At 65.6% G+C, this 9300-nt stretch carries 10 protein-coding genes; 6 read left to right on the top strand and 4 right to left on the bottom strand.

Annotation, left to right across the window (positions count from 1 at the left end; translation table 11 throughout):
* Positions 1–89 precede the first annotated feature (89 nt).
* From pdxH to ACYQ6T_RS07340, 3 genes are read left to right on the top strand one after another with little or no spacing between them, the layout of a single operon-like run.
* Positions 90–734, top strand: a complete 645-nt coding sequence (gene pdxH, locus ACYQ6T_RS07350) for a pyridoxamine 5'-phosphate oxidase (protein ID WP_459829418.1) — start codon at positions 90–92, stop codon at positions 732–734.
* A 12-nt stretch (positions 735–746) separates the two neighbouring features.
* The gene (locus ACYQ6T_RS07345; RefSeq protein ID WP_459829416.1) at positions 747–1820 is read left to right on the top strand and encodes a flagellar motor protein MotA; all 1074 of its coding nucleotides are present in this window, start codon (positions 747–749) and stop codon (positions 1818–1820) included.
* Between the two features lie 11 nt (positions 1821–1831).
* On the top strand, positions 1832–2851 hold the full coding sequence (locus ACYQ6T_RS07340; protein WP_459829414.1) for a peptidoglycan -binding protein: 1020 nt from the start codon (positions 1832–1834) through the stop codon (positions 2849–2851).
* Here ACYQ6T_RS07340 and ACYQ6T_RS07335 read toward each other — a convergent pair.
* Positions 2838–3737, bottom strand: coding sequence for a ChbG/HpnK family deacetylase (locus tag ACYQ6T_RS07335; RefSeq protein ID WP_459829413.1), 900 nt, complete (start codon positions 3735–3737; stop codon positions 2838–2840). The two genes, ACYQ6T_RS07340 and ACYQ6T_RS07335, sit on opposite strands and share 14 nt — an antisense overlap.
* A gap of 36 nt (positions 3738–3773) precedes the next feature.
* Here ACYQ6T_RS07335 and ACYQ6T_RS07330 point away from each other — a divergent pair, with 36 nt between their 5' ends.
* From ACYQ6T_RS07330 to ACYQ6T_RS07320, 3 genes are read left to right on the top strand one after another with little or no spacing between them, the layout of a single operon-like run.
* Complete coding sequence (locus ACYQ6T_RS07330) at positions 3774–4796, top strand: glycosyltransferase family 2 protein (RefSeq protein WP_459829411.1); 1023 nt, start codon at positions 3774–3776, stop codon at positions 4794–4796.
* Entirely contained in the window at positions 4796–6475 is a 1680-nt protein-coding gene (locus ACYQ6T_RS07325) for a glycosyltransferase family 39 protein (RefSeq protein WP_459829410.1), read from the top strand. Before ACYQ6T_RS07330 ends, ACYQ6T_RS07325 begins: the two co-directional genes overlap by 1 nt.
* Positions 6476–6497: 22 nt before the next feature.
* Entirely contained in the window at positions 6498–6893 is a 396-nt protein-coding gene (locus ACYQ6T_RS07320) for a GtrA family protein (protein ID WP_459829408.1), read from the top strand.
* Position 6894: 1 nt separating this feature from the next.
* Here ACYQ6T_RS07320 and htpX read toward each other — a convergent pair whose 3' ends face one another.
* From htpX to def, 3 genes are read right to left on the bottom strand one after another with little or no spacing between them, the layout of a single operon-like run.
* Positions 6895–7755 (bottom strand): zinc metalloprotease HtpX, encoded by an 861-nt coding sequence (htpX, locus tag ACYQ6T_RS07315; RefSeq protein WP_459829406.1) that lies wholly within the window; start codon positions 7753–7755, stop codon positions 6895–6897.
* A gap of 37 nt (positions 7756–7792) precedes the next feature.
* Positions 7793–8746 carry a methionyl-tRNA formyltransferase gene (fmt, locus tag ACYQ6T_RS07310; protein WP_459829404.1) on the bottom strand — a complete coding sequence of 318 codons (954 nt, stop codon included), beginning with the start codon at positions 8744–8746 and terminating at the stop codon, positions 7793–7795.
* Entirely contained in the window at positions 8743–9246 is a 504-nt protein-coding gene (def, locus tag ACYQ6T_RS07305; RefSeq protein ID WP_459829402.1) for a peptide deformylase, read from the bottom strand. Before def ends, fmt begins: the two co-directional genes overlap by 4 nt.
* Positions 9247–9300 lie beyond the last annotated feature (54 nt).

Here is a 9300-nt window from a genome sequence, read left to right as displayed (position 1 = left end):
GCCTCGGGATGGGACTGGAGGAACGCAAAGGCCTCTTTGGGAGTAAGATGTTGTAACTGGCTCATGAATAGCTCTCCAGAAAGCGTGACATGATCTTCGACCAACTGGCCGCGATGCGCCGCGACTACGACCGCGCGAGCCTCGACGAGGAGAAAATCGCCGCCGATCCGCTCGACCAGTTCCACCGCTGGCTCGATGACGCCGTGCGCCTCCAGGTGCCGGAACCGAACGCGATGACGCTCGCCACCGCCACCGCCTCAGGCCGCCCCTCGACACGGCCTGTCCTCCTCAAAGGGGCCGACGCCCAGGGACTGGTGTGGTTTACCAACTATCATAGCCGAAAAGGGCGAGAACTCAAGGAGAACCCCTTCGCGGCGCTCCAATTTCACTGGGTCGAACTCGAGCGGGTGGTCCGCATCGAAGGGCGCGTCGAGATGCTGAGCGGCGAGGAGTCGGACGCCTATTTCGCCACCCGGCCGCTCGCAAACCGGATCGGCGCGTGGGCGAGCCCCCAGAGCGAACCGATCCCGAGCCGCGCCTTTCTCCTTGAGCGGGCGGCCCACTACGCCGCGCAGTACGGTTTCAACCCCCCCCGTCCCCCCCATTGGGGCGGCTACCGGCTAATTCCCGACTACTGGGAGTTTTGGCAAGGGCGACCGAGCCGCTTGCACGACCGAATCGCTTATACGCTTCAGAGCGACGGCAGTTGGCGCCGGCAACGGCTCGCTCCGTAGGAAGGAGCTGCGATGAACGACGCAAAACCGGAGACGTTGATCCTCGACTTCGCCCGCCCGGGACGAACCCTCTTCTGGATGGGCTTTGTCCTAGTGCAAGCGGCGCTCCTCGTCGCCCTCTTCTGGCAGCCGCTCACCGCTGCGTTCTCCTACAACCCGATCTTCAACGGCGTGATCGTCGCGGTGCTCGCGATCGGCGTCATCGTCGCCCTCTTTCAAGTGGCGCGCCTCCGCCGCGAAATCGGCTGGCTGCAGGCCTTCTCCCGCAACGAAGAGCACCCACCGCCTCGCCTCCTCGCGCCCCTTGCGCGGCAACTGGTAGCGCTCGACCGCAACACCGTGCAACTCACCCCAACCGCGGCGCGCGCGATCCTCGACGGCGTGCAGATCCGGTTGGATGAGCAGCGCGATCTCACCCGCTACCTCACCGGACTCTTGGTCTTTCTCGGCCTTCTCGGCACCTTTTGGGGGCTGATCGGGACGATTCGCGCGGTCGCGGAGATCGTCGCGGGGCTCGAGATCAGCGGCGACCCGTTACAAATTTTCCTCGCGCTCAAGTCGCGCATCGAAGAGCCGCTCGCGGCGATGGGCACCGCCTTCTCCACCTCGCTCTTTGGCCTCGCCGGCTCGCTCCTCTTGGGGCTCCTCGACCTGCAGGCGGGGCACGCCGCGAACCGCTTCACCAACCAGCTCGAAGAGTGGCTCGCCGGTTGGGTGCGGCTCAAGCACTTCGGCTGGAGCGACGACGAGACCACACCCGCCTACCTTGCCGCGCTTCTTGACCAGACCGCCGACGCCCTCGACAAACTCCGGCGGTTGATGCACGAGCAGCACGGCGCGCAGCACGACAGCGCCGCGCAGCTCGTCGAACTCAACGCCCAGGTTGGAAGGCTCGTGACGCTCCTCATGCGTGAAGCGCGTGAGATCGAAGCGATCAACGAGCTCCACGGGGAGCTCCGCGCGCTGGTGCGGCAACTCGCGCAACTCCCCACCCAGCAGCGGCTCCAGATGGAGGAGCTGCGCGACGAACTCCGGCTCCTCGCCAAAGGGTTGAGCGCCCAGTCGGCGCAACGCCCGCAACGCTAGAGACCCCGCCGATGGCCCGCCGCCCCGTCCGCCGCCCGTTCGACTTCTGGCCCGGCTTCGTCGACGCCGCCACCTCGCTCATCATCGCGCTCACCTTTGTCCTGTTGATCTTCACCGTGGGCCAGTTTGCGTTGTCGGTCGCAATCGGTGAGCGGGACGAAGCGATCGCCCACCTCGAGGAGAAGCTGCGGGCGCTTGCCGTGAAATTGGGGCTCAGCGAAGCGAAGGGGCAACAACTTGAAGCGACCGTTGCGACGCTCGAAGCGACGCTCGCCAAAACCATCAGTGAGCGCGACGCGGCGCGGCAAAAGGCGCTCGAACTCGAAGGACAACTGATCGCCCTTCAGGGAGAGGCCGACGCAAGCAGAGTGATCCAAGAAGAGCTCAAAGGTCAGGTCGCGCAGCTCCACGATGAAAAAAGGCGGCTCGAACAGCTCTTGAGCGAACTCAACCGGCAGATCGACGCGTTGAACGCGGCGCTCGCCGCTGCCGAAGCGAAAGCCACGGAAAAAGAGCGCAAAATCGCCGAGCTCGAGCAGGCGGTGAACCTCGCGCTCGTCGTGCGGCTGCGCGAACTCGAACGCTACCGTTCACAGCTCTTTGCGCAACTCAAAGCGGCGCTCGAAGAGAACCCCAACGTCCGGATCGAGGGGGAGCGGTTTCTCCTTGCCGACGACATCCTCTTCCCGAGCGGTTCAGCAGAACTCACCCCGGAGGGGCTCGCGCGCATTGAGCGGGTCGCCACGGTGGTCAAAGGGCTGATGACGACGATCCCCAAGGATTTGCCGTGGGTGTTGCAGATCGAAGGGCACACCGACCGCCGGCCGATCAGCACCCCGCAATACCCCTCCAACTGGGAGCTCTCCACCGCCCGGGCGATGGCGGTCGTGCGGGTCTTGCGCCAGGCAGGAATTCCGCCGCAACACCTCGCGGCAACCGGTTATGGCGAATACCACCCCCTCGACCCCCGCGACACCCCGCAAGCCTACGCGCGCAACCGCCGGATTGAGCTCCGACTCACCACCCGCTGATGGACGACCACGACGGGGAGGGGGTAAGCCCCGCCGCGGCGAGATCCTCCCAGACGGCGTCGCTTCTGAGATAGTCGTACTCCCAGCGGCGGGCCTCAACGAGCCGTTCGCGCGCAGCCAACGCCGCGTCGGGAATCCCCGGGTGGAGAAAGAGGAGCGGCCGACGCCCCGGAACGCGGAGAAAGGCGCGAAATTTGTCGCGAAAAGGGGGAGAAGGGCGGAAATCGTGCGCGCCGCTAAAACCCTCGTTGCGCGCAAGGCCAAAGCGGTCGGCGAGCAGCCGCCACCGCCGCCCCAGCCGCGCAAGAAAGAGCGCTTTCCCCACCGCAACACCGCGCGCGCACACGACAGAGACCGGTTCGACGGTATCGCGCACCCAGAAGGCCGAAGGGGGGTAACGGTTGAGGAGCAGCTCAAGCAGCGTCTCCCGCACCCCCGGCAGGAGATGAACATGTTGATGACCATCGACAAACGCAGGGGGCGCGCCCCAGACCGCCTCGAAGCGGTCGAGCTGCGCCGTGAGCTCATCGCGCACCGCCGCAAGGGGGAGCGTCCGCGCAGTCGCACGCAACAACACCTCACGCAACGACGGCAGTTGCCCCCCGCGTGCCAACCGTCCCGCGGCAAACGCCGGCTGTTGATCGGTCAGCGTCACGTGCCACCCTACCTGCGCCCCTCTTGTGCGACAGACGGAACGAAGCGGCTCAGCGTCGCTCGACCAGAAGGGGAGTCCCGCCATCACGCTCGTTGCCGTCACCACACCACGGTCGATCAGTTCTATAATCGCAGCATCGACCCCTGGCGCGAGCGCAAAATCATCGGCACAAAGCACAAGCGACCGCAATGGGCGGCCGGGTAGGGAAGGGGAATCCGTTTCGCTTTTCATGGTCTGAGTCCAATACTTTGGTGAGTGTACCGCAAGATGGCCACGCCACTCCTGACTGCAATCGTTCCCGTCTTCAATGAAGCAGCGGGGCTCCCTTCCCTCTACGCGCGCCTCTCCCGAGCGCTCAACGAAGCTGTTCAAGTGGTCGAAGCGACAAAAGAGCGAGAAAACACAACTGAAACGGGGTGGGAGATCCTCCTCATCGACGACGGCAGCCGCGACGACAGCTGGGCGGTGATCAACCAACTCGCTGCAGCCGACCCTCGCGTCAAAGGGATCCGCTTCGCCCGCAACTTCGGCAAAGAGGCGGCGATGGCGGCAGGCCTTCACGCCGCGCGCGGTGCTGCGACGGTGATCCTCGACGCCGACCTCCAGCACCCCCCCGAGCTGATCCCCCAGATGGTCGCGGAGTGGCAAAAGGGGGCGCAGGTGGTCACTGCCGTGCGCACCGATCGCGCGACCGACCCCGGCTGGCGGCGGTGGCTCACCCGCCTCTTCTACCGCCTCTACCACGCGATCTCCGAAGTGACCTTGACGCCGGGTGGGGGGGATTTTCGGCTCCTCGACCGCCGCGTCGTCGCTGCACTCAACGCGCTTCCCGAACGGAAACGGTTCCTGAAGGGGCTCGCAAACTGGGTCGGGTTCACCCAAACCACGATCCCTTTTCGCGTCGCGGAGCGCCACGCCGGCCGCTCGGCCTGGTCGCTGCGCAAACTCTTTCGCTATGCGATCGACGGGCTCGTCTCCTTCACCACCTTGCCGCTCCACATCTGGTCGAGCATCGGCGCGGTGGTCGCGCTCCTTTCGGGCACCTATGGCGCGTGGCTGGTGATCCGCACCCTGATCTTTGGCCGTGACGTCCCCGGTTACGCGTCGTTGATGGTCGCGGTCCTCTTCCTTTCGGGCATTCAACTCGTGAGTCTCGGGGTGATCGGCGAATACTTGGGGCGCGTTTTCGAAGAGGTGAAGCGGCGGCCGATCTACCTCGTCGCCGAAGCGGTCAATCTCCCCGATCCGGGCGTCGCCCCGACGCCCCTTTCCGCCGAGCACCGTCGGTGATGCCGCTGCCACCTTCCCCAGACGCGCGGCGATCGGGCGCTGCCGCCCGCTTCCCCAAAGGCTACGCGCTCATCACCGCAGCGCTGTGGCTGATCGCACTCCTCTTCATCGCCGAGGGGTATGACCGCCACACACCGAGCAACGACGAATGGGTCCAGCACACCTACGGCGAACTCCTGTGGGATTTCTGGCTCTCGGGGGGACGGGACAAGACCTTCCTCTCCTTCAGCAACCTCTACCTCTATGGCGGACTCTTCGACCTCATCGCCGCAATCGGAACGCGGCTGTTGGGCCTCGAGTGGTGGCCGTGGCGTCACCTCCTCACTGCCCTCTGCGGCCTCGTTGCGCTGTGGGGCATTGCGCGTCTGGCGCGGTTCGTCGCCGATCGCGCCGCAGCGGTGGTGGCGGTTGCGCTCACGCTCCTCACCGGACCCTTCTGGGGGGCGATCTTTACCCACACCAAAGACATCCCCTTTGCTGCGGCGATGGTCTGGGCGCTCTACTACACGGTGCGGCTCGCGCGCGACCCCACCACCCCACGCCGCCGCCACGTGTTCCTTTGGGGTGTTGCGACGGGGGCAGCGCTCGGCATCCGCGTCGGGGCGGTGCTCATCCCCTTCTTTCTCGCGGTAGGGGTGACGGCTTCGCTGCTCAGCCGCCTCCTCGCCACCGCGAACGCTCCTGCCTCTGGCTCTCTCTGCTTACGCTTTCGCGCCACCCTCGTCACTTTTGCCGTGGCACTTGGCCGATTCCTCGTCGCCCTTCTTCCCGGGGTCGCGCTCCTTGTGGCGATTGTCACCTTCGCGTGGCCGTGGAGCGTGATGGGGTGGGACCACCTCTGGCTGGCCATCACCAAGTTTTCCCATTTCGCGTTCGACCTCTACACCTGGGAGGAGGGGGTTCGGCTCAAAAACAGCGACGTCAGCCGCTTCTACCTTCTCCACTACCTCCTCGTCCGCCTGCCGGAGGTAGTCTGGTTCGGGCTCCTCTTCTGGGTCGGGAGCGAAGCCGCCGCGACCGATCCCAAGCGCCCCCAACGGTTGCTCGTCGCTTTTGCCGCGCTTTTCATCGTCGGCTACGTCACCGCGACCCGACCGCCCCTCTACAACGGCATCCGCCACTTCCTCTTCCTCGTGCCGTGGCTCCTCGTCTTGGCAGCAGTGGGATGGTGGCGGGTCATTCTGCTGGCGCGGAGCGCGATGAACCACCGTCTGTGGGGCGCATTCTCCCTCGCCCTCGCAACGCTCGCTCTGGGGGGAGCCCTTGCGCTGCGCGCCGCGTGGGTTCTCGTCACTCTTCACCCCTACGAGCACCTCTACTACAACGCGCTGGCAGGCGGCCTCAAAGCAGCCGACGAGGAGTGGGAGACCGACTACTGGAGCGACGCGACGCGCGCGCTGATCCCCGCGATTCGCGACTGGCTCCAGAGCCAACCGCCGGGGAAGGTCGCCTATCTCGCCTACTGCGCCGACGGCTTTCAGATCGAACCGTGGCTGCCGGAAAATGTCGTGATCACCGAAGATTGGCGCGACGCCGATCTCTTCCTGTCGACGACCCACGACAACTGCCACTACGTAATGAACGGCCGAGTGGTGGCCCAGATCGAACGGCGGGGGGTGGTGTTGGCGGTCCTCAAGGAGGTCGACCGTGCGGCACCTTTTTCGTCGCCGGTCCCGTGACGCGAACGATCCGGCAGGTAACGTGAAACCTTTGCTCCCCCCCCTCATTCGGCAGGTCGTCAGTTTCGGCGCCGCGAGCGTCGTGGGCACCACCGCCCACTACGCGGTGCTGGTGCTCCTGGTTGAAGCGGTGGGTTGGAGCGCCACTGCCGCGACAGCGGTTGGGTTTATCGTCGGTGCAGTCGTCAACTACCACTTCGCCCGCCGCTGGACCTTCACCCGCTCGCAAACCCCCCATCGTGAGGCGCTCGCGAAATTCTTAACGGTCGCCGCCAGCGGCTGGATACTCAATACCGCCCTCATCTACCTCGCCACAGTGCGCTGGGCGCTCCCCTACCTCCCCGCGCAGATCGCGGTGACCGGGCTCCTCTTCTTTTGGCACTTCGGCGTCAATCGCCTGTGGACCTTCAGACGGTGACTCACGCGTGACCCATCTGCCGCGCGATCTGGTACAACCGCTCGATCCGCTCTTCGGTCGAGGGGTGGGTCGCGAAGAGGCGCATCACCCCACCGCCGCGTAAGGGGTTGGCGATCATCATCTGCGCCGTCTCGGGGTGCATCTCGGCGGTGGGAAGCGGAATCCCCTGGACATAGGCTTCGATCTTCGCCAACGCTGAAGCAAGCGCCAACGGGTCGCCGCTGATCTCGGCCCCACCCGCGTCGGCGCCGAACTCGCGGGTGCGCGAGATCGCGAACTGGATGATCATCGCCGCGATCGGCGCGAGCAGAACGATCAAGAGCATCAAGATCGGGTTGGTGGGGCGTCCCTCTTCGTCGCGGCCACCGAAGAAGAGGCCGAAATTGGCGAGCGTCGAGATCGCCCCGGCAATCGTCGCGCTCATCGTCGAAATCAAGATGTCGCGGTTCTTGATGTGGGCGAGCTCGTGCGCCAGCACTCCGCGCAACTCCCGCTCGTTGAGGAGCTCCAAAATACCGGTGGTCACCGCCACCGCCGCGTGTTCGGGGTTGCGGCCGGTCGCGAAGGCGTTCGGTTGCGCCTCGGGGATGATGTAGACCCGTGGCATCGGCAGCCCCGCGCGCGCGGCCAGTTCGCGCACGATGCGGTAGAGGTAGGGGGAGGAGAGCTCATCGACCTCCTGCGCGTGGTAGGTCGCGAGCACGAGCTTATCGGAAAACCAGTAGGCCCAGAGGTTGGTGAGGCCGCCGAAGATGAGCGCCCAGATCATCCCCGTTTTGCCGCCGATCGCCGCGCCCACCACGCCAAAGAGGGCGACGATCGCCGCCATCAATAAGCCAGTTTTGAGCCAATTGCCGAACATCGCTCACCTCCTTCCATCGTCTCGGAATCGATCTTCCTTAGGCCATCGTCAACTGTTCGCCGACTTCGACCGGAACGCCACGCAAAAATTCCGCGGCGGGGAGGCGTTTGCCGCCCGCACGCTGCAGCTCGGTGAGCCAGAGGCTCCCCTCGCCACACGCCACCTGAACGCCGCGCTGGGGGTCGACGGCGGTGACTGTCCCAGGGAGCGCGTCGGCTACAGCCGGCGCCACCGCAGCACGCCACACCTTGAGCGGTTGCCCCCGCCACCAGGTCTGCGTGCCAGGAGTAGGGTCGAAAGCGCGGATTTTGCGCTCGAGCACCACAGCCGGAAGAGTCCAATCGAGGAGCCTTTCGGCGGGACGGATCTTCGCGGCGTAGGTCACCCCTTTGGTGGGTTGCGGGGTGGCGCGGGAGAGCAGCTCGGGAAGGCGCGGCAGAACCTCGACGATCGCGTGCGCCGCGAGCGTCGTGAGCCGGTCATGGAGCGAACCGGCAGTTTCGTCTTGTGCGATCGCGATCGGGTAGGTGGCGACGATCGGACCGGTGTCGAGCCCCTCGTCCATCTCCATCACGGTGATCCCCGTTTCGCGATCACCCGCCTCGATCGCGCGCGTGATCGGCGCCGCCCCCCGCCAGCGCGGCAGGAGCGACGCGTGGAGGTTGATCGCGCCGTAGCGCGGCCAGGTGAGGAGCGCCCGCGGGAGAATCAAGCCGTAGGCCGCGACGACCAACAGGTCAGGTTGTGGGGTGCTGACGATCGGCTCCAACGCGTCGGGGGTTTTGAGCGTGGCCGGCTGCACGACCGGCACCCCCGCCTGCGCGGCGACCCGCTTCACGGGGCTCGCGACCGGTTTCAACCCCCGCCCCGCCGGCCGATCGGGTTGGGTCAAGACGAGCGGAACCGTGTAGCCGGCCGCGAGGATCGCCGCCAACGCCGCCGCCGCAAACTCGGGCGTTCCGGCAAAGGCAATCCGGGAAATGCCCCTCATGCGGTGATCCGGGCGCGCTTCGCGAGCTTCGCCTTCACCCGCGATTGCTTGAGCGGCGAGAGGTAGTCGACAAAGACCTTGCCGTCGAGGTGGTCGATCTCGTGTTGCAGACAGACGGCAAGGAGCCCTTCGGCCGCGATCTCGACCGTCTCACCCTCGAGATTGAGCGCCCGAACGGTCACCCGCTCTGAGCGCTTGACCTTTTCATAAATGCCTGGTACCGACAAACACCCCTCTTCGCTCACCACCTCCCCCTCCTTCGCCAGGATCTCGGGGTTGATGAGGGTGAGGAGCTGGTCGCGGGTGTCGCTCACGTCGACGACGATGAGCCGCTTCAAGACATTGACCTGCGTTGCCGCGAGCCCAATGCCCGGCGCTTCGTACATCGTCTCAGCCATATCGGCCGCCAGTTGCCGAATCTCCGGCGTGATCTCCGTAATCGGCTCCGCTTTGCGGTGCAGACGCGGATCGGGGTAGTGGAGAATGGGAAGGAGTGCCATCGTCGGGGTTCCTCTTGCCTCACGTAAAAATTGTTTTAGAATGAACGCCAACTG

Source organism: Hydrogenophilus islandicus (assembly GCF_054657095.1).
Note: the sequence above shows the minus strand (reverse complement) of the source record. Positions and strands in the feature narration are given on the sequence as shown.

Coding starts and splice junctions, on each gene's coding strand:
- def (WP_459829402.1), bottom strand. CDS start 9,246: ATGGCACTCCTTCCCATTCTCCACTACCCCGATCCGCGTCTGCACCGC.
- ACYQ6T_RS07335 (WP_459829413.1), bottom strand. CDS start 3,737: ATGAAAAGCGAAACGGATTCCCCTTCCCTACCCGGCCGCCCATTGCGG.
- ACYQ6T_RS07330 (WP_459829411.1), top strand. CDS start 3,774: ATGGCCACGCCACTCCTGACTGCAATCGTTCCCGTCTTCAATGAAGCA.
- ACYQ6T_RS07325 (WP_459829410.1), top strand. CDS start 4,796: ATGCCGCTGCCACCTTCCCCAGACGCGCGGCGATCGGGCGCTGCCGCC.
- htpX (WP_459829406.1), bottom strand. CDS start 7,755: ATGTTCGGCAATTGGCTCAAAACTGGCTTATTGATGGCGGCGATCGTC.
- fmt (WP_459829404.1), bottom strand. CDS start 8,746: ATGAGGGGCATTTCCCGGATTGCCTTTGCCGGAACGCCCGAGTTTGCG.
- pdxH (WP_459829418.1), top strand. CDS start 90: ATGATCTTCGACCAACTGGCCGCGATGCGCCGCGACTACGACCGCGCG.
- ACYQ6T_RS07340 (WP_459829414.1), top strand. CDS start 1,832: ATGGCCCGCCGCCCCGTCCGCCGCCCGTTCGACTTCTGGCCCGGCTTC.
- ACYQ6T_RS07345 (WP_459829416.1), top strand. CDS start 747: ATGAACGACGCAAAACCGGAGACGTTGATCCTCGACTTCGCCCGCCCG.